This window comes from Wolbachia endosymbiont (group B) of Ischnura elegans (assembly GCF_947251585.1).
In the GTDB taxonomy this organism is placed as follows: Bacteria; Pseudomonadota; Alphaproteobacteria; order Rickettsiales; family Anaplasmataceae; genus Wolbachia.
This window is the reverse complement of sequence record NZ_OX366371.1, coordinates 525,519-548,024: the sequence shown is the minus strand read 5'-3', so window position 1 is coordinate 548,024 and position 22,506 is coordinate 525,519. Positions and strand designations below refer to the sequence as shown.

Below are 22,506 nucleotides of genomic sequence, written 5' to 3'. Positions count from 1 at the left end.
ACAAAAAAATGGATGCTGTATAGTGCTAACGATTAAGTATAATATTTACCGTGGTGTAATACTACACTGCTTTTTTTACTTCAACAAGTAATCAGTATCATTTTTCTCTCGTTACCAAGCGCCTTACGTTTATTTGTATCTACCATGAAGCCAATGCTGGAATCCAGAAAAAAGACCGGTGAATGGCAGGCACGAGCATTATACGTATACAGTTGTATGAACGTTGTTTACCATGAGGGCGCCTCCCAGCACCACTGCCATTAAGTTAAGGGAAAGAGAAGTTAAGATTGGACAAAAAATTTGAAGTGATTGATAATTATGGTAAATACTAGGGTGAATTTTTAAGAAAAGGGAGTCTGAAAAGTGCAAGTTATTTAAAAAAGTAATAATTGCAGGTTATTTTGCAAAGAATGTACTAATGCAATGATACTGAAAAGATATCTTGAATTTAAAACACATGTTTTCTAGCTCTTTTCTGGTAGTTGAGTGAACGAATATCAGATATCTTATGACGATCAACTCTTCTCCCTTTTCTCACCACTAAAGTGTTCATCAAAAATAACTGTGATAGTCGATCCATAATGCAGTCTATGTCTGACTCTGTAGAAAAAATATCAAAGGCTAAGTTTTTAATCGCATTAAATGAGACAGATTTATTGATGCTTTTTTTTAGTTTACTATTCTGTGCGCTCAATGTCTCTTCATCATCTTCTATCATGATACTTTCTAGATTACTGATGAAGATAGTTGACCAAAAATCCTGCTTGATAGTTTCAATACTTTTTCCTGTGAAATTCTCTAAATTTAATCTTCCCTTCAGCCTAGAAAAAAATGTTTCTACTCCCCAGCGCAAGTAATATAATCTCTCAAACTCTTCAACTGTAAAACGTTTCTCATCTAACAGAGATGTTACTAACACTTCAACTTCGCCAGAAGAAAGTATTATTTTGACTAACCTGAATTTCATCTCATCAGGTAATCCTAGCTTTCGTAGCTGTCTTGCTACTTTAATAGGTGCGGTAGACACTACCACCGTACTAGATGGGCTTTCCGGCTTAAACATAGCGTTTATTTCATTGAAAGACGAACTTGAACAGCGAATTATATAATTGATTTTCCTTCCTGTAAGCTCAGCAAGAAATCGATAAGATACGTATCCTCTATCACAGATTAACAAATCGTCTGATTTTATGGATTCAAGCATACCGATTGCTAAATCAACCTCATAGCTGTCACCTCTACTTAGCACAGATTTTATTGCAATATTATTTAGCACATCGTAGCAAACTTCAAAGGTTGCACTTGTATAGTCTTCAAATCTCTGGATTCCATTCCATACTGCTCTTGAGCCAAACTCACCTATTATTTTGTCGCTCTTTGGCAGAATCAGTATTGAAGCATCAAATGCAAGTACTCTGAAGCCATGGTGGGTTTTAAATTCCTGATCTTGGTAGTATAGGGAAACTATATCATCATTTAACTCTGAAAACGCAGTATGCTTTAGCTTCTTTCTTGCTTGAGTAAATGCACTTGCCGTAATTGTATAATCTTTTCTTGTATGCAGAACAAACTCATTAAGCATCACTTGTAATGACTTTACACTCTTTCTAAAAATCAGGAGAAATACATTAACGAAGGGCAGCTTTCTTTTTCGTGAGAAGTCTTTTGAGGATGCTCTGTGTGCGTTTATAAAGTTTAAACTCATCAATTTATTTTTTATAAACATGATTATTCTTTTTTTTACTCATGTCATTACTTCTTTTAATTTGTGGATCTTACCTGATTTTATAATACAGTTCATCACTTTTCCTTAACTTAATGGCAGTGCTCCCAGCACTGGGATCCATATTGTAAACAAGCGTTTGAGTTATACTAAGCTGCCATTCACCGGTCTTTTTTCTGAATGCAGTTTGCATAACAACGAAAAGGTACTGGGATTAAAGATTACCTTCAAATTACAATACTATTCTAATTTTATTTTTAAAGGAGGCTATTATGTCACTTACTGATATTGCTCACCGTGTTAATGAACTCGCTTCATCATGGGAGCAATTTAAATTAATAAATGATCGCAAACTAAAAGAAATCGAAAGCAAAGGACCTGAGCAGCTATGCAAGATAAATAGTAATATTGATAATTGCAAAGAGCGCTTAGATTTTATTGAAACTTCAGCTCAACGTCCAGAAATTAGCACAGATTTTAACATGGGTGATAAATATTTTTCTGATTATATCCGCAAAGGAATGGAAAGTAGGTTATCACATAAAACCCTAAGTGGAGATGACAATGATATTGGAGGGTATTTAGTTACTCCTCACATTGTAAAACGGATAAACAAGCGTATAGCTGATTCATCTCCAATGCGGCAAATATGTTCTAGTCAAAGAATCTCTACTGAAACATTGGATTATATTATAGAAGATTGTGACCGTGCTGGTGCAGGTTGGAGTGGTGAAGTCGTAGAGGACGAAGATGGTGGCTATAAATCCAAGTATGATTTTGCACAAGACACAAGTACACCTAAGATTCAAAAGATTTCCATCACAACTTATGAGCTCTATGCTCAGCCGCAAATATCACAAAAATTGCTCGATGATGCATTTGTCAATGTTGAAAATTGGCTTGTAGAAAAGGTTGCCGAAACTTTCAGTAAGAAGGAGAATGAAGCCTTTATTAAAGGTGATGGCACTTTTCAACCTAAAGGAATTTTAGCTTACGAAAATGGAAATGGTCATAATAAGATAGAGCAAATTAAAGCTGATAAGCTAGACAGCGACGCCATAATGATATTGTACTACTCTCTAAATGAACATTACTCTAAAAATGCATCATTTTTGATGAACAGGAGTACGTTAAAGGACGTTAGGCTACTAAAATCTGAAACAGGCCAGTATCTTTGGCAGCCGAGTTTATCGCTTGAAACACCAGATACTTTGATGGGAATACCAGTATATCAATCTGCTGATATGCCACCTACAATGATTGCAGTAGCGGATTTCAAACAAGCTTATAAGATCGTAGATAACAGAGGAATGAGAATACTTAGAGACCCTTATACAAACAAACCTTATGTTAGATTTTTTGTCACTAAGCGTGTCGGTGGGGAGGTTGTCAACACCAGTGCTATTAAATTATTGAAAATTGCGAGCAAATACTAAAATTTTATGAATTTTTATGAAATAGTTGACATATTATACTTTTTATGTAATAATTAAATTATTATTAATTTAAGGAGTAAAATATGTGGAAAAGCATAAAAAAGTTTTTTCAGTCGATTGCAGGAAGAATTGCATCAGGCTGGAAGTAGTTGTTTGGTGGTAAAGCAAATACTACTCAAGAAAATACATCACCAGAGAAACCTTTAGATGATAAGAAGCATGTAAATGATCAATCAAAAGGTAATACTGTTCGAATAGTTAACAATGAGGAAGTGACTACTGAATCAGAAAAGTTTTATGATGCAGAAGAGGAATTAGATGATGATTTTCATGATGCACGAGAGGAGGACTTTGTAATGTGTTAAAGGCACAACCTCGCTCAATAACTGGAGAACCAGAAGCACAAATACATTATATCTCTAATCCGAGCAAAGTAGGAAACGGTTATTATTAAAACAAACCCTTCACAAAAGAGCACCAAAGTTGGTGCTCTTTTTTTCTTTATAAGTTTTCTCCATAGGAGAAAATTGACTAATTACAATTTTTCGTATCAATTTTCAATAGATTCATCTATGTATAGCTATAGTTTTATCAGTGTAAGGCTAAATATGCTAAGCTTATAAAGATGACAAAGCTTCAAAAAAAGCCTAACATAGTGGAAAAAGCTTTATGAAAATCAAAGTTGGAGTAATAGGCTGCTTAGGCAGAATGGGTAAGAAAATACTCAATGAATTAATTACGAATACCAAAGTGGAAATAGCAGGTGCTGTTGCTCGCTTGGGCAGTGAGTATATAGGCTTAGATATTGGGCCTATTGTAGGCAATAATTGCAATTTAGGAATCAAAATTACAAGTTCTATTAGTGAGGTATTTGAATCGTCCGATGTTGTAATAGATTTTACAACTAAAGAATGTATGCTAGAATGCCTTAAGGCGGCCGTGAAATTTAAAAAACCGCTAGTTAGTGGCACAACTGGAATAGAAGGTCTAAATTTAAAAGAATATGCTGCTAAAGTTCCAATATTATGGTCAGCAAATATGAGTGTTGGAGTTAATGTGTTGCTGAAATTGGTAAAAGAAGCTGCCAAGCTTTTAGGTAATGAGTATGACGTTGAAATTTGGGAAATGCATCACAATTTAAAAAAGGATTCACCATCTGGAACAGCTATAGAGTTTGGTAAAGCAGTTGCTAACGCTGCAAAAGTGGATTTTGAGCTCAATCAATATTCACATAATAATTCAAATATAAGAGGGAAAGGAGGAATAGGCTTTGCAGTATCTCGTGGAGGTGGAGTAATAGGAGATCACAGTGTCATGTTTGTCAATTCCGATGAACGAGTAGAATTAAATCACAAGGCAATTGATCGTACAACGTTTGCTAGAGGGGCGGTTCAAGCAGCAATATGGTTGTGCGAGAATAAACAGGAAATACCAGGACTTTATTCAATGCAGGATTTAGTATGAGCGATAAATACGCTTTCGTTAAAAATTTAAATCTTTGGTATGGCTCTAAACAAGTTTTATTCGATATAAATTTGAATATTTGCAAAAAGAAAGTCACAACTTTTATCGGACCTTCTGGGTGCGGTAAATCGACATTTTTGCGTTGTTTCAATCGTATGAATGATTACGTACCTGGATGTAGAGCGACTGGTGAACTGGTAATCGATGGGCTGGGTAATATATATTCACGTGATATGGATGTTGTATTGCTCAGAGCAAAAGTTGGTATGGTATTTCAAAAACCCAATCCTTTTCCAAAGTCAATATATGATAATGTTGCTTATGGGCCTAAATTGCATGGCATGGTGAAAAATAAGCAAAAATTAGATGAAATAGTAGAAAGTAGTTTAACTAAGGTTGGTTTATGGGAAGAGTTGAAAGATAGATTGCAAGATAGTGCACTAAATTTATCTGGTGGCCAGCAACAAAGATTATGCATTGCTCGTGCAATTGCAGTAAAGCCAACTATTTTATTAATGGATGAACCATGCTCTGCTCTTGATCCAATGGCAACCAATACAATCGAAAATCTTATACAAGAATTGAAATTGAGGTTCACCATAATTATGGTAACTCATTCGATGAAGCAAGCTAAAAAATTATCTGACAGCATAGTTTTCTTTTGCAATGGCAAGATTGTTGAATTCGGAAGTACTCAAGAAATCTTTGAAAATGCTCAGTCTCCTTTAACGAAGGAGTATATTCTGGATCATTAGCTTAATAGTTGATATTTTAATTTTTTCTATGTATAATTTTATCAAGTTTGTTGTGATAGGGGGTTAAAATGTTTAGTACAAGTGAAGCAACAAAAAAGTTGTTTAAAGCTATTGAATTTCAAAATGCTAGTGGTGAAAGAATAACACCTGAGGAAGCTTGGAATCATTTTCAACAAGCCATTGAAAGAAGGAGCGAATGTTAACGCTTTTGAGGATGGGATGACACCTTTGATGTGCATTATTTCAGCTTTTGTTACTAGTAATAACGAGGAACATCAATATTTAGAGCTTATGGCTAAGTTGCTTGTAGAACATAAAAAAATCGATTTAAATATTAAAAGCAAGCAAGCTGTTATTGAGAGAAGACCAAAGGAACATGATGGTTATCCAGTTTACGAATTTGAGGAGAGAGAAGTAGTAGATCAGGGTAGAGGGGGTTGTGTATACCTTAACAATTCACAACCTGTTAATGAAGGATTTATACCTCAAAATTATGCTCGTGCAGAGGAGGAAATTAAGACCGGCAAGAAGGAAAAAAATACAGCTCTACACATTGCTTGCAAGTTGGGAAATGTAAACATGATAAAAATATTACTTACACATCAAAATATCAAACCTAATATTCAAAACTATGAAAACAAAAGTCCAAGAGATTGTATTGCAGGACATGTCAAGAAAGCAATAGAACCAGAATTCCTAAAGATAGAAGCAGTCGCTCAAAAAAGGAAACAAACTAATTATGCTTGTGCTTTTTTGTTATCTGGAGTACTTGCTGCTGGTATATGTTTCGCAGTTGATAACCCAACTCCGCTTGTTGCAACTTCGTTGCTTTTTCTTGCAATAGGATGCGGTTATCTGTATAGAGCAAATACAGTTATTAATGATGTAAGCTTCTCTCAAGTTATTGTGAACGAACGTGCTAGTGATGTATCTGTTCAGGTAAGGTATCATTCCAGCACTTGATGCTGGAATCAAGTTTTTCATTTAATCTCATTGAATTTAGCATAAGCTCAGTTTACTTGTAAATTTTTCTGGATCCCAGTGTCAAGCACTGGGATGACATTATGGAATACAGCTTTTTGATCGAAAATGTTGTCTTATCTGCAATGAATTTTGCTGGATAGCTACACCCATTTAGTTGTCTTTTCTCGTCTACCTTATTTTATCACTCTGCTGAACAGATACCTTTACTTTTTATGATTTCATTGGCAAGAATACGGCTTTCAAAATCGATACTTGTTATGTCGGATAGTGAGTTAATATCAGAGTACTTGTCAAAGTTTTCTATTGTTGATTTTACTACCTCTACTACTTCTAAAAAGCCAATTCGTGACTTCAAAAATTCGTTAACAGCTATCTCATTTGCAGCATTCAAAACAATACTATTTGTATGTGGAGAAGAAGAATTTAACACTTCCATGCTTAGCTTTAGTGAAGAAAAACATTTGTGGTCTGGTTCTTGAAAGGTCAATTTTTTTTGTTTTGTTAAGTCTAACTTGTAGTTCAAAGTTGATCTTTCTGGCCAAGATAAAGCATATGCAATGGGAATTTCCATATCAGTTTCTGCAAGCACAGCAAAGCTGAATCCATCGTGATAAACGACAATTCCATGTACTATCGATTCAGGGTGCACTACTGCTTCAATTCTATTTGGACTAATATTAAACAAATGATGTGCTTCTATTATTTCTAGTGCTTTATTCATCATTGTTGCACTATCAATTGAGATTTTCTTTCCCATTTTCCAAGTAGGGTGACTTAGTGCCTGATTTACTGTGATATTTCTTAATTGTTCAAGGCTATAATTTAAAAATGGTCCACCAGAGGCAGTGAGTATAATCTTTTCTACACATTTATCATCATTTTGCAAAACTTGAAAAATTGCGTTGTGTTCAGAGTCGATGGGAATTATTTGTACGCTCCTTTCTTTAGCTTTTTTAAGTAGTAACTTACCACCGCAAACAATACTCTCTTTGTTTGCTAGAGCAATAACTTTAGTACCGCTTTCTATAACCTTTATAACTGGCTCAAGGCCTGCGATGCCAACTATTGCAATAACTGAGAGATCAACAGGTAGAGAAGCAACATTTGCTAGACCTGGAGCACCAACTTCTACTTTGACGTTTGTACCAAGTAGATCTTCTTTTAAATCTTTGTAGAACCTTTCATCAGAAATGGCAGCATATTTTGCATTAAGTAGATTTGCCTGTTGTGCTAGCAGAGCAAAGTTAGAATTGGCACTTAGTGCTTCCACCTGATATTCTTCCTTTCTCTTTAAGAGCAAATCTACAGTCTTTTTTCCAATGCTTCCTGTTGATCCTAAAACTGAAACTTTTTTCACTAATTACAATAAAATCTTCTTAGTTATTTAGTAACCAAGCTCATGATCATCACCAACATATGGTGAAGGACCAGGTGAAAAAGATTGGCCATGATGATCACCTGCATCATGCATATCATGCAAACCATCAGCACTTTGAGCTATTTCATTGTTAGAGTGGGGATAATCATCCGGATGATGCCCCTCATCACCGTAGTCCATACCCATTCCTTCTGATGGCATATCTTCTCCACCTCCACCTGAAAAATATTCCGCAAGGTTTTCAAGAAATTTTATGCCAAACATATTACCTGATTTCCCAAATAAAGTTACTAGACTGCTACCACTTACCAAACCTTCAAACACATTATTATAAGCAGCAATTGCTCCTTCATGAAAGTTGAACATCCACTTCATTCCATCCACAATTGTTGCAACAGAGTCACTATGACCAAGACCGAAACCACTTTTCTCACTAGCGGCTTCCTGGTGTTGCTGCTGTGCCTGCCATTCTGCAATATTTGGACCTTGTGCTTCACTCATAAACTTTTATTCTAAGCCTTAAGCTATTATTTTACCAAAAACACTGTAAAATATCAATTGTTTAAGAGAGGTTATCATAAAAATAGCTAACACTAAGCTATTTTTATGATTCTGATTACTCTATACCAAAACATCGATGATGTGCTATAGTAACAAAGTGATGACTTGAGGTTTAAGACAGCTTCTATTTCTTCTTAGAAGACTGCTCCTCTCTCTTTTCTTTTTATTATATATTATCTTAGTATTAACTTACTCATAAATTATTGACAAGTATTAATAATTTAATTATTATTAATATAATATTAATAATAAGGAAAAAAAATGCTTACTAATAATAACACACCATCATCAGCTCCGCCACCACCCCCACCTCCACCACCTGCAGATTGGGGAAAAAATTGGAAGCCAGCGAAAAATAACGATAAAAATGAAAACACTCTTGGTAGTACTCCATCAGAAACCAGCAATAGCACTCAATCAAAAAAAGTTCAATCTAAGAGTCCTGTTCAACAATCACCTTTCAATTTTGAAGAGAGTTTACTATTTAAGAAAATACAAGAAAAAAATAATGTGGATAGCGAAACTGCAGATGAAGGAAGCAAGAATAGTATTCATGTTAAGAATCCAGAAACCAGAAATAGCGCTCAGTCAAAAGAAGAAGATAATGCGAGTGACAAAACTAAAAATGACAGAAGCAATACTAAACAGGTTGTGCCGAAAAAACCTATGACTGGACAACATAATGGTGTACAGTCTGATAGTGAAAATCAAAAGTCATCTGTAGCAGAACAAAAAAAGGCAACTGCCTTAAAATATTCAATTGCTATTTTGTTATTGTGTACATCCGGTCCTGTAGCTGGAGTATGCACGTATTTCATCATTTCAGCGGTATTAAGTAGTGCTGCAGTGCCAGTGTCTTCTGCAGTTATTGCTTTTGTTTCTGCATTGGTTATGTTGAGATTAGCTGCATATCTTATCAATTCACACCTTTCTGCAATAAACAGCGAGAAAAAATAGATCTGAATAAAAGAGAGCTTGGTCAACAGCAGCATAGTAAATTGCGAGAAAAAAGTAAGGTTTTATCTAACAACATAAAAGACACTGGCAGTAAGACAGCTATGAGTGAAGAGATAGATGATAAAAAGATAAAACAAGATTGTGAAAAACGAAAAGAGAATAAAGAAAATGATGTTAATCCAACAGATGCTCTGCTTGCGCAGACAAGAAAAGGTGTTCAGTTGAACCATGTTAACAATGAGGTTGAAAATGCTAAGACACCAGGTAATAACAAAGATGGGAAATCACAAGATTTTTCAGATGAATTGAAGGAAAAGCTTAAAAGCCGAAGGAAAGGAATTGTTGGAAAGGACAACGTACAACAGCAAAACAACGAAGTATGTCAAAATCAATCACAAGATTTACAGGAAGCAAAAGAACTTGGACATGGGAATACTCCTACATCATCATTTTCAGTAATAGCTGCTGAAACACCCATTGTACCGCCACCACCACCTCCTCCTTCAGCTCCAGGTGGAATTAATTCATTGAAAAAGACCAATGGTTCTGATAAGCCTGGTCCTAAAGTTAGTAATAACCCTAATCACTCGACTCATATGGTTATTTCGTCCGAACAAATAAACAATGTGAGGCGTCGTTTGAAAAAAAGTTGAGGATTCTAAAGCTGCTAAAAAGCTAAGTAATAACGAAGGTACAAATTTGATAAAGAACGCACTTGAGAAAATGCAGAATTCTCCTATTCTAGAAGTAACTAAATCCTTAGATAGCGAAAGTGGTGACAAAGATGATGATCAAAATCGTATACCCGATAGTGAGTGGGAAGATTCAACACCTTCAACCCCGCAATCAGAAGATGAAAGAGGAAGCAAGAGTCCTGACAGTGGTCATGAATCTGATGATAATGAAAAATCTAAACCTACATCTCCGTTACATTCTGTGCCAAAAGCAGGTAAGCCACTGGTACCGCCTAAGACTGCTGGTTTACAAACGAAATCTGAAGCTTCTCCTGGAGCACAAGCAAATAATGTTGACCCAGTGAATAATGAGGTGCAAAAACCATCTTCTTTGGTTAGTCAAAAGATTAAATTTTTTGGTGAAAAAGCACACGCATGTCAACTTAAAAGTGTCATAGATCTAGGCAAGAGCAGTAGTACACTCTTCCTAAAATAAGTTTACCTACAGGTCTGATTGTATTAAGATTACTTAGTACAATCAGATTTATCAAATGCGCTTATCTCAATATTACCTGCCAACTTTAAAAGAAACCCCTGCTGGTGCTGAAATTATTTCTCATCAATATTTGTTACGTGCGGGCTTAATCAAGCAGACAGCATCTGGAATTTATTCTTGGCTGCCGCTTGGTCTTTTGGTACTTAAAAATATTGAAAATATTATCAGAGATGAAATTGGTGCAATTGAAGTGTTGATGCCTTGTGTGCAGCCAGCAAGTCTTTGGCGAGAGTCAGGACGTTACGATGATTACGGCAAAGAAATGCTACGTATTAAAGATAGGCATGAAAGCGATATGCTTTTTGGTCCAACACATGAGGAGGTGGTAACTGATTTGATTAGAAATACGGTAAAAAGTTACAAAGATTTACCACTTTGTTTATATCAAATTCAGTGGAAGTTTCGTGACGAAGTAAGACCTCGTTATGGCGTTATGAGAGGCAGGGAATTTCTGATGAAGGATGCATACAGTTTTGATGTAGATTACGAAGGTGCACTTAATTCATATAATTTGATGTATAAAACTTACATAAAAATCTTCAAACGAATGGGGCTTACTCCAATTGGAGTGAGGGCAGATACAGGACCAATTGGAGGAAATTTAAGTCATGAATTTCATATATTGGCAAACACCGGTGAGAGCACTCTATATTATGACAATAAACTTTTTGAATTACTAGAAAGCGAAGATATTGAAAGCCTGAAGAGCATATATGCAGTTGCAGACGATATGCATGATCCTGAAAGTTGTCCTATACCGCAAGAACAGTTAAATGTTAGCAAGGGTATTGAAATAGGGCATATTTTTTATTTTGGTGATAAATATTCGAAACCTATGAAGGCAAGTGTTACTTCTCAAGATGGAAAAAATGTTAACATGCATATGGGTTCGTATGGTATTGGAGTTTCAAGGCTTGTTGGCGCAATAATAGAAGCTTTCCATGATGATAAAGGAATTATCTGGCCAGAGGCAGTAGCTCCTTTTAAAGTTGGTTTGATCAATTTACAAACAAAAGTAACGGAGGCTGCAGATAAAATATACAAAGCTTTGAAAAGCGATGAAGTGCTTTATGATGATACGGACGAAAGTGTAGGAGTGAAATTTGCCAGAATGGATCTGATAGGCTTGCCATGGCAAATAATTATTGGAAAGAAAGCAGTAAGTGAAAATATAGTTGAAGTAAAAAATAGGGCAACTGGAGAGGTAGAGGAAATACAAGTTGAAGAAGCAATAAATCGTTTTAGCGCAAAATGATATACGGTATTGGCACTGACATAGTATATATACCCAGAATATTGAGAATATCACAAAAATACGGGGAAAAATTTCTCAATAAAGTCTATACTAAGAAGGAGATAGAGATAAGCAAAAAATATAATAGCCAAGAAGTAAGAGCAAAATATTTTGCTAAACGCTTTGCTGCAAAGGAAGCTTTTGTTAAAGCGCTAGGCACTGGATTCAGCCAAGGAATTATAATGAAAGATATAGAAATATACAGTAATATCAGGGGAAAACCACATCTTGCTATCACAAAGGATTTCATCTCGAAAGACTACAAGATACACCTTTCTCTAAGTGATGATCAAGATTATGCTACTGCGTTTGTTGTAATTTGCGTTGAGTAGATATTGTTTAGTACATACGATTTCAAAAATTTTTTTGAAATTATACTTTGACCTACACAGATCGACCTTTCTGTGAATCCTGGTTTCTGCTTTCTTCAACTTGTTTTGCAAAAGACGTCTCTTGTGTATTCATATGTTGAAGTGGTTTAGCAATTTCGCGCACAACAGCAGCAACTGCAGTTAAAAACGCCTTGAATAATCCACCTAAAACTCCACCAACTGCTTCTCTACCGTACATACGAGCTTGCTTTTCATTGTCATCAGCAGTTTCCCCTGCCCTCCTTCGTGGATCCATTCTATGAGCAATAACTGAAAACAACACCCCCCTAATTGAAGACTTCACTCGTGCTTTTGCCTTCTGAACATCTTCATCACTTGCTACTTCATGTTTTTCCCTACTATTCATTAGCTCCTTTTGTTGTTGAAAACTTAAGATCTCTTCCATCAGTTGTTTCTTTCTCTTTTCCAGAACTCTTTTCTTGGACTCTGATTTATCGCGAGTGTGTTTTGTGGTTTCAAGTTCTACATCAATATCCTCAGATGCTGCTTGGCTATATAAGGTTTCTATGAGCCTATCTATACTTCGCTTTACTTGCATAGTCCTTTCGTAACTATCTAAATTATCAACTCCTTCATCAATTTGACTTAAAATATCCTCGAAAGGTTTTAAATACTCTTTAAATTGCTCTTCGAGCTGATTTTCATTCTTCAAATTCCTTTCTCTTCTGTCATCGCTATTCTCTTCAACATTATCATCGCCTTCTTCGAAAAGATCCTCATCGTTCATAATTTTTTTTAATTTATTCCCACTTATTATTATTGTATATGAAAAAATTAAATTAACACTAATGAAAAGTGTTCACAACTTCAGCACTGGCTAAAACTACAGTGAAGCTGTCAAAAGTGGCAGGATCATAATATCTCTCATACAATTCAACCGAACACCTGAGTTTTATCTTCTCCTTAGCATTAAAACTAATCTCATAATCATTATTAGAGTTTAACATTGCAGAATTACGCAATAATTCATCAGCCAATACTGAATTTAAAATGCCATTAATTTTTATTGTAATCTTTCTACTTCCAGCACAATCAAGCACTTTTCTCCAGCCAAAAGAGGAAATATCTTTCATCTCCTCTTTGTTATTACGCAAAGTAAACCTTAAGTTTCGTATATTATTCAGCACAACAAAATTATTGTCATGACCTTTAATTTTCAGCTGTAATTTGCTCATCGCTACCTCCTTGTATTAAAATATCAAAATTAATTGTTGAATGTAAAACTTCATCATGCTGATTCATAGCACAATTACTTTCAAAAATGGTCTCACTACTAATGCTCTTTACCACCAAGCTAACATGCTTTATAGCAGCAAGCATGCTGCTTATATGATAAGTATATATGTCGCATGAAAATCTTACTTTTGTAGCAAAATTAGATAGCATATGCAGGTTAACATAATTTACTATGCGCAATCTCAGATAAGGAATAGTAACCTGCTTAGGCAGGTAATCATAGATGTTAGTAACATATTTCTTTAAATCAGAGTTTGCTTTTAATGCTGCATAAATACTATTATACAACTCATTTATAATTTGAATTTTTTCCATCTCACAGATACGGTTACGAAGATTGCAATTTGCAGGTACAACAGATGGTATCATCCTAGTGCTTACTGTACGAACATTATCTGTCAAGAAGATGTCATCCCATCCCCAGACACTGGTTCACTTTATAATGATGTCGTTCCAGTAGCTCTTTCTTGTCATCCCAGTGCTTGACACTGGGATGGCTTTGTTGCATCACTCTTCGGATAATAGGTAACGTGGAATAAATTCATGAAGCTATCTCAAATTTAGCCATGCCTATATCAGTAAATTTGTTAAGCAAATAACACTTGAGTAGCAGTTCTCTCTCACGATTAACCTCAGATTTGTTTCTAAAACTAAACCCAAATGTTTGCTTCAGTCGCGAGAAAAAACTTTCTATATAAGATCTCTTCCCATAATTTATCTCTTTTTTCCACCTCTTCATACCATCTTCATCATATGACTTTATGAGCTTGATTGTAGAATTTCTCTCATCCATATAATCCAACTTTGGATGCTCTACTGAATTATTTTGCGGAGGAATCCTTGTCTTTATGTCAAGCTCATCGCACAGTTTGTATAACTTCTTTCGATTATATGCCCTGTCTGCATATAGTGTGCTTATATTATATTTAACATCAATCCTTGCAATAAGATCACATGCTCCATAGTGGTCAGAATAAACTCCGCCACTGTATTTTGCTGCTATAACTTTTTTGCTACCTATCTCTAGCATTACATGCAGTTTTCTTGTTTGCTCATAGCGGCGATACTTTCTATCTGTACCATTTGCCTTGCTATGACCTGGAATATTATTGTAGATCAGTACTATCTATGGCAATCTCAATATCTTCTGTATTATTTTTATCATGTCTTCGATCATTAATTTTGATGTTAAGTTTTTTAAGCCTTCTTGAGGCCTGGGAATAGCTAATAACTTGCAAGTTTTTCCTTACTTGCTCAAGGTACCCTGCTATAAATCCCGCTGTTTGTCTCAGATCTATTCTAAATAAATAAGTTATTATGTGAACCAGAATCACGACCTTATCGCTATAAATATAGTTGCCACCAGCCATTTTTGGACCTTTTTCGTACCAATTTTCTATGGCATCATTGACGTAATAAAAAATATTTCCCCTCTCTTGGAGAAATTTGTTATATTCATGGCAGTTACTGACTCTCATTTTTTGTGGCATATTTTTCTTTAGTAGGTTAAATGCTTGTCTTATAGTGAATTTTGTCAGTAACTGCCAGTTCTTTTTATTTGACCTATGCAACAAAGCCATCCCAGTGTCAAGAACTGGGATGACAGAAAAAGGAGCACTGCCATCATATTGGATAACACCATTTATTTCTATAGCTGTCTTTTCTATCTTATTTTGCCACCCTACTGAACGAATACCTTACGAGAAGTTACTAAGGATTTTTATTTAGTCTGACTGCATCCTTTACCTTATCTAACAACCCATTAATAAAGCCAATTTTGTTTGGAGCATCAAGTAAATCAGATGCAATGTTAGTATATTCATTAATAACAATTGGTGCTGGTGTATCAAAATCAATTAACTCACATACTGCAACACGCAAAATAGATAAGCTTATAAGATTTAATCGTGAAAGTGACCAGCTTGGGTGTAAATAAGACTCTATTATTTTATCATATTCTTCACTGCTTTTTATAACCTTACATAACAAGTTTTCTAAGAACTGATGTTCAAATTCTTCACATTCAAATATATCTTTCAACGTACTTATGTAGTCCTTAAGTTCACAATTTTCCAATTTAAAAGTGCTTTTGTTGTAACCTACGAAAATATTTGAGTAAGCAACTTGTACAACAAAAAATCTTGCCGTACTTCTTTTTATGCGCCACTTTTTATCTACTGGTTTTTCCTCCATTATTTTAATTTATTGTGTAGATCTATCATATGCAAAACAGTTGAGGCTGCATGGCCACCAACGTTCTTTTTATTTTTGTCAGCTCTAATTAGTGCTTTATCTTTACTATCTGCTGTGATTATTCCCATACCAAGAGGTATTGCATGATGCATAACAATTGCATTTAAGCCTTCGATTACTCCTTTACAAACGTATTTATAATGATCAGTTTCACCACGAATTACACATCCAAGAGCTAAATAACCATCATAATTAGTATTCTTGCCTTTGACCGCAAAAAGAATTGCAGCTGGTATCTCAAACGTACCAGGCGCTTTAATTATCTCGTAACCAATATTATTTCCTTTGAATTTATCAGTTGCACCCTCAAGCAAAAGGTTTGCTATTTCAGTATAATAAACTGAATTAACTATTAGTATTTTCGACATTCATTCCTACTTTTCTTGTTAAAAGCAACTTTATTAATGATTGTTGAACCAGAGTTATAATATTACTAAATATCCAATATATTACCAGGCCGGCAGGAAAAGAAGAAAAAATAAAGACAGAAATGTAAGGTAAAAACTTCATAACATTTACTTGAATATCATCTTTACTGGTTTGATCTTTCTCACTTAGCTTCTGCTGAATTATCATGGTAGCGCCGAAAATTATAGGTAAAATGCCTATAGAAATAGGAAAGTTATAATTAAACAACCCAAATAATGTAAAAATGTTTGTTGGATCAGAAGCTGAAAGATCCTTAATCCATAAATAAAAAGGGGCGTGTCTCATCTCTATAGTAACAAATAATACTTTATACAGAGCAAAAAATACTGGTATTTGTATGAGCATAGGGAAAATGCTCGACATTGGATTTACATTGTTTCTCTTGAACAACGCAATTGTCTCTTTGTGCTGCTTTAAGCTGTCATTTTTGTACAACTCTTTTATACGAGTTAATTCAGGCTGCAGGCTTTTCACCTTGAACATCGAAATATATGATCTATTAGATAAGGGAAGCATCAAAAGTTTGATTACTAAAGTTAGCAATAATATTGCTAAGCCAAAATTTTTCAAAACAAAGTTAAAATATTCAAGCAGTAAAAACACTGGCTTGGTTATAAAATAAAGTACACCAAAATCTACAGCCTTATCAAATAAAGGTATATTAAGAGTGTCTTTATAAGAATCAAGTAAATTCAACTTCTTTGCCCCAGCAAAAAAGTAGTTCAGAGTAGAAACACTTGCACCAGGGAGTATGTGTTTGTAAGGTTTAACAAAATCTACTTGAAACTTATCAATGTTATTAACATTCGTATGCTTAATACTTACATTTATTTGATCAGATTTTTCAGGTATGATAGCTGTAAACCAATATTTATCAGCAAAACCAAACCAACTTTTTTCACTTGTGCTGGCCTTTATTAAACGTTTCTTGGAAATATCCTTATATGTCCACTCCTCTAGTTTATTGTTAAATGCACCTAGTACTCCTTCATGTGATATCCAATAGGATTCGTTAATATTATCACGTTTACGATTGATTTTACCATAGGGAACCAAAACTACATTATCTTTTGTATTGTTTTCAATAATTTTCTCAACTTTAAACATGTAGTTATCGTCAAGGCTAATTTTCATTCTAAATAAAATGCCATTTTCATTATCCCAAAATAAATTGACCTCTTTTTGATTGAGTTTATCTGCTTGCCATACTGTTTTAGAATCTGGAACTTTAATCTTTTCATTCGGATCGAGCCACCCAAATTCTGCGAAATATACATCTTTTGATTCTGCAGGTGACAGTAACACCACTTGTGGAGAAGAAGAACTCGGTTCTAAGTGGTAGTTAGTTAAGATTAAGTCATCAAACCTTGCACCTTTCAGAGAAATTGATCCTTCAAGCATGTTATTGGTTAAATTAACTCTCTGTTCTCTAGTAGAATTAATAATTTCAGAACGATTTTGGTATATCATAGGAGCAAGGTCGTTAGAAGATTCGATATGTTCAATATTTTCAATCGATGGTTGGCTTTGGCTCGTGTTAAGAAAATTATCATAAATAATATGCCATAATACTATAATCAATATAGAAAGAATTGTTGCTAAAATTAAATTTTTTGCTTCTGACATGAAATTAAATCGAACATACCTCCTTAAAGTATATATTAAATATTGTACTAAAACAATAAAATTTACTTATTTTTAATAATAGCTTTTAACGCTAATCTTAAAAATTTACTCTTATGGCTTCAAATTTTAATAATATGAATGCAGCAAAAAATCTAGTTATTTGGCTACTGATAATAGTCATTACTGCAATGTTTATTGATTCACAAGGGGATAAACTAAGCAATAGGTTTCTGAGCACTTTTCTACCGTACAAAGGAAGGGTTCAAAATGGCGGAAGTATTGAATTTACAAAGTCATACGATGGACACTTTTATATTCAAGCTCAAGTCAATGATCGTAATATAACGTTTTTGCTTGATACCGGAGCAACTGATATTGTTCTATCGCAAAAAGATGCGTTACATGCTGGTATTAACTTACAAAACATTCAAGACTTTAAAATATATGAAACTGCAAAAGGTCAAATAAAAGCTGGAGTGGTTCAAATACCTCAAGTTAAAATAGGAAATTTTTTAATTAATGATGTGCACGCTAGTGTTAATACTCACTCTATGTCCCATTCATTACTTGGTATGAGCTTTTTGAGATATTTTCATTTCACTATTAGGGATAACAAGCTAATATTATATCGTAGTTAAACGTTCTATACTCTACTTATCAACGCTCTGCAGGTCAATATAGGAGCAGAGATAAATATTGCAGAACAGGTGCCGATTGCAATGCCAAAAGAAATGATTAAGCAGAAGTCTCTGACCACACCTGTACAAATCAGCACTAAAGGAAGAGCGGCAAGAAGAGTAGTACCTGAAGTTAACATAGTGCGAAATAGCGTCGAATTAATGCTGGCATCAACTACTTCACCTATTTTTGCATTTTTTCCACTTTTTTGATACTCTCGAATCCGATCATATATAACCACTGAGTTATTGATTGAGTAGCCAATTACGGTAAGGAGAGCTGCAACTGATGAAATATTAAACTCAATACTCGTTAAACTGATAAAGCCAAGAGTTAAAATCACATCATGGATCAGTGCCATTATTCCACCAAGTCCACACTGCCAGTTAAATCTAAGCCAAACATAAAAAAATATTCCAATAATTGCAATTAACATGGCTGATATCCCTTCAAATATCTGCGTTGAGCCTATTTGTGGACCAACATAATCTATTTTGCGATAAGTTACTAAATTACCTAATTTGCTCTCTAATATACTTTTAACCTTTTTAATTTTATCTTCATCTCCCTCATCTTTAAACCGCACAACTAAGTTATCACCAGCTTTTGAACTCTGTATCGTAAATCCACTTTCTTTTAATATACCGAGAATAGCATCATCCTTGCTTGAAGATTTTATCTCTATCAAAATTCCACCTGTAAAGTCTATACCCAAATTCATTCCTCGCAGCATAAAAGTAAGCATTGAAAAAATGATAAGAATAACGCTAACAAGTGCTGTCAAATTTCTATATTTACTAAATTTTATATCAAGATTATCTGGAATAAGTCTAATTGCCATATTTCCTACTTAAATTGTGATTTTATATACTTTTTAAGCAATCGACTAGCTATTTTCTCTTAGCTTATACTAATAATGATCTTTGATTTACTTAATCTACTTGAAAAAGATATTTGATCAAAAAAATGAAAACAGCCTGGTTGTCATTAATAAAGTGCTACTTAAACATCTTTTTTAATCGATTGATTTCATCAGCAAATTTTGGGTCAGTTCTTATGAAATTTTCCACTTGTTTGACTGCGTGTATAACAGTAGCATGATCTCTACCACCAAAATTTCTTCCAATATCTGGTAAACTTTTTTGCGTAAACTTCTTTGCGAAATACATAGCTATTTGTCTCGGCCTCGCAAGACTGCGGAGCCTTCTATTAGATTGCATATCTGCAATCTTTATATTGAAAAATTCAGCTATTTTTTTCTGTATCTCTTCTATTGTGATTGACCTATGATTTGACCTAAGAAGATCAATTAGGGTCTCACTAGCTGATTCTACTGTCATGCTTCTTCCAATTAAAGAGGTATGAGCAACCTTATTTAATGCTCCTTCTAGTTCTCTTATATTGGATTTTATATTCCTTGCCAAAAATTCTAGGACATCCTTTGGAACATACATATTCATTCGTTCCACTTTCGCCTGCAATATACCAAGTCTTAATTCAAAAGTTGTTTCATTAATATCTGCAACTAATCCCCAACCAAGTCGTGATTTTATTCTTTCTTCTACTCCATCAAGATCACTAGGAGACCTATCAGCTGATATAACCAATTGTTTATTTTGGTCTATCAATGCATTGAAAGTGTGAAAAAATTCTTCTTGTGTACTATCTTTACCACTGATAAATTGCACATCATCTACCATCAATACATCTACTGATCTAAATTGCTCTTTAAATAACATAATATCTTTTCTCCGCAGCGCCGTAATATATTGATACATAAATTTCTCTGCTGATAAATATACCACTTTTCTTTTTGCTGACGGAGAATTAACTATGTCCCAAGCTATAGCATGCATTAAATGTGTTTTACCAAGTCCCACTCCACCATATAGAAATAAAGGGTTGCTTCCTGATATTGGATCTATAGATTCCGCTACACGCTTTGCCGCTGTAAATGCTAACTCATTTGACTTTCCTACCACAAAATTATCAAAAGTGAATCTGGTATCTAGTGGTGAACCAAGATTATGATTATTTTCCTCTCTATTTTTTAGTATCGTATTAGAATTTGAATTTCTTTCTTCAATTAATTGAATATCAATAGAACATACACTTTGATCTTCGCTTTGCCATAATGACAATATTTTTTCCATGTAGTGAACTGTAATCCACTCCTTTATAAATCTTGTTGGTACAGACAACAAAACTTCTCCATTTCTGTTGCTGATAAATCTTAGTGAACTCAGCCAGCTGTTATATGTTGCTTCTCCATAGAGATTATGGAGATAATTTTGGATTTTTTCCCAAGTAACATTGTGGTCCGTTACTGTAATAATCTGATCAAAAAACATAGTAGAAACCTTAGGGTTAGTTAAGTTCATATACCACACCAAGAAAGAATAATAATCAGAAAGATGCAAGATAATCAATAGCTTACTGTAAGATAAAAAGCTAACACTACTTAATACATATCTAAAATTATGAGGATTTTTGACGAGTTGTAAAGAGTATAAAAGCACTAAAATTGATCATTTTTTTGAAATAAAAACAATCAATTTGTAAATGTCGCTTGTACCGAGGATTAGAAGTATGTTATTAAAAAATAGTAATATATTATGTATAAATAAGATATTAAATTTACTGATAAATAAGTAAAGTACTTGTATAAATATAGCTGATTTAGTATAAATTTATTGAAGTAAATTTGTGATTATATTAAGTAATTTGAGTCATAATACTGTATTCGGTATTGAACTGGAGTTTTACACTGAGGGAATAAAAAAAGAATATTTATTTCTGAATAGCATCAAAAATAAAATAGCTTCTCTTGGATTTTTTTGTGAGAAAGAGAGTTCTTTAAACCAATACGAGATAAAAAGTGATTGTTATACGAGTCCTGATAATTTAATTATGCATTTTGAGTTAGTAAAAAAATTACTGATTGGAACAGCACAAGAGTTCGATGGTAATGTTTCTTTTAAAGCAAAACCTTATTTGGATAGAGCAGGCAGCGCACTAAATGTACATGTTAGCCTCATGGATTCAAATAATAATAACTTATTTTATGGCAATAAGCAAAAATATAGTGACCACCTGATTCACAGCATAGGTGGATTATGTGCAATGATGAAAAAACATATGTTGTTTTTTGCTCCAAATGATGATTCATATTTAAGATTTCAGTACCCAGATATTCATACTCCAACTACGATTAGTTGGGGAGTGAATAACAGAACTGCTGCGATAAGAATTCCCTATTTTGGCAACGATTCCAAAAGATGCCGCCTAGAGCACCGTGTTCCTGGAGCAGATTGTAACCTTGAAAAAGTACTCACAGCAATAATTGAAGGTATAGTTTTTGGTATAGAGAACAAAATTGCTCCGCCAAATAGAGTGTATGGCATTGCATCTGATCCTCAATATAAGATGGAGAGTTTGATATAGCAACTACCTGTTAAACCCTAACCCATTAAACTCGTTTGAGGTAATTGGCCATTCTAGCACTTTCCTCACATCATTATTTACATTCCCATACTGTAATAGCAAGTCTGCAGCAGATAGTTTCTGCGTACTTTTAGATGATCCAAGCCCTATATTGGTAAGGTTGCTCGGTGGCTGCTCAGGAAGTGGATTACCAAGTGTATCCATGTGTTTAGGTAAAGGTTCCATAACAATATTTGTAGCACTAGAAACGAAATGACTATCTGTAGTATCAGCACTTTTAGAAAGTGAATTACCTTTGAAATCCATATGTTTAGGTAGTCCATTTTTCATTTCTTCTTCTGCTCTTTTATTTTTTAATTCTTCTTCTAGCTCAGTTTCAGTTCTTTTTGGTTCTTTTACGGTATCTTTTTCTTCACCTTCATTAACACTGCTATACCCTTCATCTTCTGACATATCATCAGTTTTAACAGACTTAGCTCCTGCTTTATTAAGCAATGAAAGTAATGCGTAAGTAACTGCAGCAGCAGTAACTATAATGGCTATCTTTGCAGCAATGTGAATCACTGTTAAAAATACTAAAGTTGATGAAACACCAACCAACCCAGATACGATCACTTTATTCTTGCCTTCTGTCACACTTAAAACTGCTACCATAATAATCCCTCA

The 22,506-nt window shown here is 34.2% G+C and carries 25 protein-coding genes and 1 pseudogene; 13 read left to right on the top strand and 13 right to left on the bottom strand.

Going from position 1 to position 22,506, the window contains the following annotated elements; all coding sequences use genetic code 11:
* Window positions 1-448: 448 nt before the first annotated feature.
* Window positions 449-1,726, bottom strand: coding sequence for an IS4-like element ISWpi18 family transposase (locus OPR58_RS02800; protein ID WP_264336305.1), 1,278 nt, complete (start codon window positions 1,724-1,726; stop codon window positions 449-451).
* 269 nt (window positions 1,727-1,995) lie between these two features.
* On the opposite strand from OPR58_RS02800, the gene OPR58_RS02795 reads away from it, so the two are divergent.
* The 6 genes from OPR58_RS02795 (at window position 1,996) to OPR58_RS02770 (ending at window position 6,341) form a co-directional block, all read left to right on the top strand.
* A complete protein-coding gene (locus OPR58_RS02795) occupies window positions 1,996-3,159 on the top strand; it encodes a phage major capsid protein (RefSeq protein WP_265022958.1) in 1,164 nt (387 codons plus the stop codon).
* A gap of 149 nt (window positions 3,160-3,308) precedes the next feature.
* Entirely contained in the window at window positions 3,309-3,524 is a 216-nt protein-coding gene (locus OPR58_RS02790) for a hypothetical protein (RefSeq protein ID WP_265022957.1), read from the top strand.
* A gap of 304 nt (window positions 3,525-3,828) precedes the next feature.
* Window positions 3,829-4,623, top strand: coding sequence for a 4-hydroxy-tetrahydrodipicolinate reductase (dapB, locus tag OPR58_RS02785; protein WP_010401420.1), 795 nt, complete (start codon window positions 3,829-3,831; stop codon window positions 4,621-4,623).
* On the top strand, window positions 4,620-5,378 hold the full coding sequence (gene pstB, locus OPR58_RS02780) for a phosphate ABC transporter ATP-binding protein PstB (RefSeq protein ID WP_265022956.1): 759 nt from the start codon (window positions 4,620-4,622) through the stop codon (window positions 5,376-5,378). Before dapB ends, pstB begins: the two co-directional genes overlap by 4 nt.
* A 68-nt stretch (window positions 5,379-5,446) precedes the next feature.
* Window positions 5,447-5,581, top strand: a complete 135-nt coding sequence (locus tag OPR58_RS02775) for a hypothetical protein (protein ID WP_265022955.1) — start codon at window positions 5,447-5,449, stop codon at window positions 5,579-5,581.
* Entirely contained in the window at window positions 5,559-6,341 is a 783-nt protein-coding gene (locus tag OPR58_RS02770; protein ID WP_265022954.1) for an ankyrin repeat domain-containing protein, read from the top strand. Before OPR58_RS02775 ends, OPR58_RS02770 begins: the two co-directional genes overlap by 23 nt.
* Before the next feature lie 202 nt (window positions 6,342-6,543).
* Here OPR58_RS02770 and dxr read toward each other — a convergent pair whose 3' ends face one another.
* A complete protein-coding gene (gene dxr / locus OPR58_RS02765; RefSeq protein WP_265022953.1) occupies window positions 6,544-7,719 on the bottom strand; it encodes a 1-deoxy-D-xylulose-5-phosphate reductoisomerase in 1,176 nt (391 codons plus the stop codon).
* A 27-nt stretch (window positions 7,720-7,746) separates the two neighbouring features.
* Window positions 7,747-8,241, bottom strand: coding sequence for a hypothetical protein (locus tag OPR58_RS02760; protein ID WP_265022952.1), 495 nt, complete (start codon window positions 8,239-8,241; stop codon window positions 7,747-7,749).
* Window positions 8,242-8,562: 321 nt separating this feature from the next.
* Here OPR58_RS02760 and OPR58_RS02755 point away from each other — a divergent pair, with 321 nt between their 5' ends.
* Genes OPR58_RS02755 through OPR58_RS02735 form a run of 5 tightly spaced genes read left to right on the top strand, consistent with a single transcriptional unit; the run spans window position 8,563 to window position 12,114 of the window.
* Entirely contained in the window at window positions 8,563-9,258 is a 696-nt protein-coding gene (locus OPR58_RS02755; protein WP_265022951.1) for a hypothetical protein, read from the top strand.
* 41 nt (window positions 9,259-9,299) lie between these two features.
* Entirely contained in the window at window positions 9,300-9,911 is a 612-nt protein-coding gene (locus tag OPR58_RS02750) for a hypothetical protein (protein ID WP_265022950.1), read from the top strand.
* A gap of 46 nt (window positions 9,912-9,957) precedes the next feature.
* Complete coding sequence (locus tag OPR58_RS02745; RefSeq protein ID WP_265022949.1) at window positions 9,958-10,428, top strand: hypothetical protein; 471 nt, start codon at window positions 9,958-9,960, stop codon at window positions 10,426-10,428.
* Between the two features lie 55 nt (window positions 10,429-10,483).
* Complete coding sequence (gene proS / locus OPR58_RS02740; RefSeq protein ID WP_264375623.1) at window positions 10,484-11,743, top strand: proline--tRNA ligase; 1,260 nt, start codon at window positions 10,484-10,486, stop codon at window positions 11,741-11,743.
* Window positions 11,740-12,114 carry a holo-[acyl-carrier-protein] synthase gene (locus OPR58_RS02735; protein ID WP_007302804.1) on the top strand — a complete coding sequence of 125 codons (375 nt, stop codon included), beginning with the start codon at window positions 11,740-11,742 and terminating at the stop codon, window positions 12,112-12,114. Before proS ends, OPR58_RS02735 begins: the two co-directional genes overlap by 4 nt.
* Window positions 12,115-12,166: 52 nt before the next feature.
* On the opposite strand, the gene OPR58_RS02730 is transcribed toward OPR58_RS02735, so the two are convergent.
* The 7 genes and pseudogenes from OPR58_RS02730 to yidC form a co-directional block, all read right to left on the bottom strand.
* Window positions 12,167-12,901 (bottom strand): hypothetical protein, encoded by a 735-nt coding sequence (locus OPR58_RS02730; RefSeq protein ID WP_264682722.1) that lies wholly within the window; start codon window positions 12,899-12,901, stop codon window positions 12,167-12,169.
* A 58-nt stretch (window positions 12,902-12,959) separates the two neighbouring features.
* The gene (locus OPR58_RS02725) at window positions 12,960-13,349 is read right to left on the bottom strand and encodes a phage tail tube protein (RefSeq protein WP_007302803.1); all 390 of its coding nucleotides are present in this window, start codon (window positions 13,347-13,349) and stop codon (window positions 12,960-12,962) included.
* Window positions 13,324-13,725, bottom strand: a complete 402-nt coding sequence (gp17, locus tag OPR58_RS02720; protein ID WP_264374690.1) for a tail completion protein gp17 — start codon at window positions 13,723-13,725, stop codon at window positions 13,324-13,326. The genes OPR58_RS02725 and gp17 overlap by 26 nt, the downstream gene beginning before the upstream one ends.
* A 226-nt stretch (window positions 13,726-13,951) precedes the next feature.
* Window positions 13,952-14,900: pseudogene (locus OPR58_RS11390) on the bottom strand (IS5 family transposase).
* 220 nt (window positions 14,901-15,120) lie between these two features.
* On the bottom strand, window positions 15,121-15,603 hold the full coding sequence (gene nusB, locus OPR58_RS02705; RefSeq protein WP_064085381.1) for a transcription antitermination factor NusB: 483 nt from the start codon (window positions 15,601-15,603) through the stop codon (window positions 15,121-15,123).
* A complete protein-coding gene (locus OPR58_RS02700; RefSeq protein WP_007302797.1) occupies window positions 15,603-16,031 on the bottom strand; it encodes a 6,7-dimethyl-8-ribityllumazine synthase in 429 nt (142 codons plus the stop codon). The genes nusB and OPR58_RS02700 overlap by 1 nt, the downstream gene beginning before the upstream one ends.
* A complete protein-coding gene (yidC, locus tag OPR58_RS02695) occupies window positions 16,009-17,718 on the bottom strand; it encodes a membrane protein insertase YidC (RefSeq protein ID WP_265022948.1) in 1,710 nt (569 codons plus the stop codon). The genes OPR58_RS02700 and yidC overlap by 23 nt, the downstream gene beginning before the upstream one ends.
* Before the next feature lie 113 nt (window positions 17,719-17,831).
* On the opposite strand from yidC, the gene OPR58_RS02690 reads away from it, so the two are divergent.
* The gene (locus OPR58_RS02690; RefSeq protein ID WP_010401102.1) at window positions 17,832-18,356 is read left to right on the top strand and encodes a TIGR02281 family clan AA aspartic protease; all 525 of its coding nucleotides are present in this window, start codon (window positions 17,832-17,834) and stop codon (window positions 18,354-18,356) included.
* A gap of 5 nt (window positions 18,357-18,361) precedes the next feature.
* On the opposite strand, the gene secF is transcribed toward OPR58_RS02690, so the two are convergent.
* Window positions 18,362-19,237: a protein translocase subunit SecF gene (secF, locus tag OPR58_RS02685; RefSeq protein ID WP_010401100.1), complete on the bottom strand. Its 876-nt coding sequence runs from the start codon at window positions 19,235-19,237 to the stop codon at window positions 18,362-18,364.
* 157 nt (window positions 19,238-19,394) lie between these two features.
* On the bottom strand, window positions 19,395-20,777 hold the full coding sequence (gene dnaA / locus OPR58_RS02680; RefSeq protein ID WP_265022947.1) for a chromosomal replication initiator protein DnaA: 1,383 nt from the start codon (window positions 20,775-20,777) through the stop codon (window positions 19,395-19,397).
* Between the two features lie 325 nt (window positions 20,778-21,102).
* Between dnaA and OPR58_RS02675 the strand changes: the two genes are divergently transcribed.
* Window positions 21,103-21,840 (top strand): type I glutamate--ammonia ligase, encoded by a 738-nt coding sequence (locus OPR58_RS02675; protein WP_007302792.1) that lies wholly within the window; start codon window positions 21,103-21,105, stop codon window positions 21,838-21,840.
* Window positions 21,841-21,843: 3 nt separating this feature from the next.
* Here OPR58_RS02675 and OPR58_RS02670 read toward each other — a convergent pair whose 3' ends face one another.
* Entirely contained in the window at window positions 21,844-22,494 is a 651-nt protein-coding gene (locus OPR58_RS02670) for a hypothetical protein (protein ID WP_265022946.1), read from the bottom strand.
* Window positions 22,495-22,506: the final 12 nt, after the last annotated feature.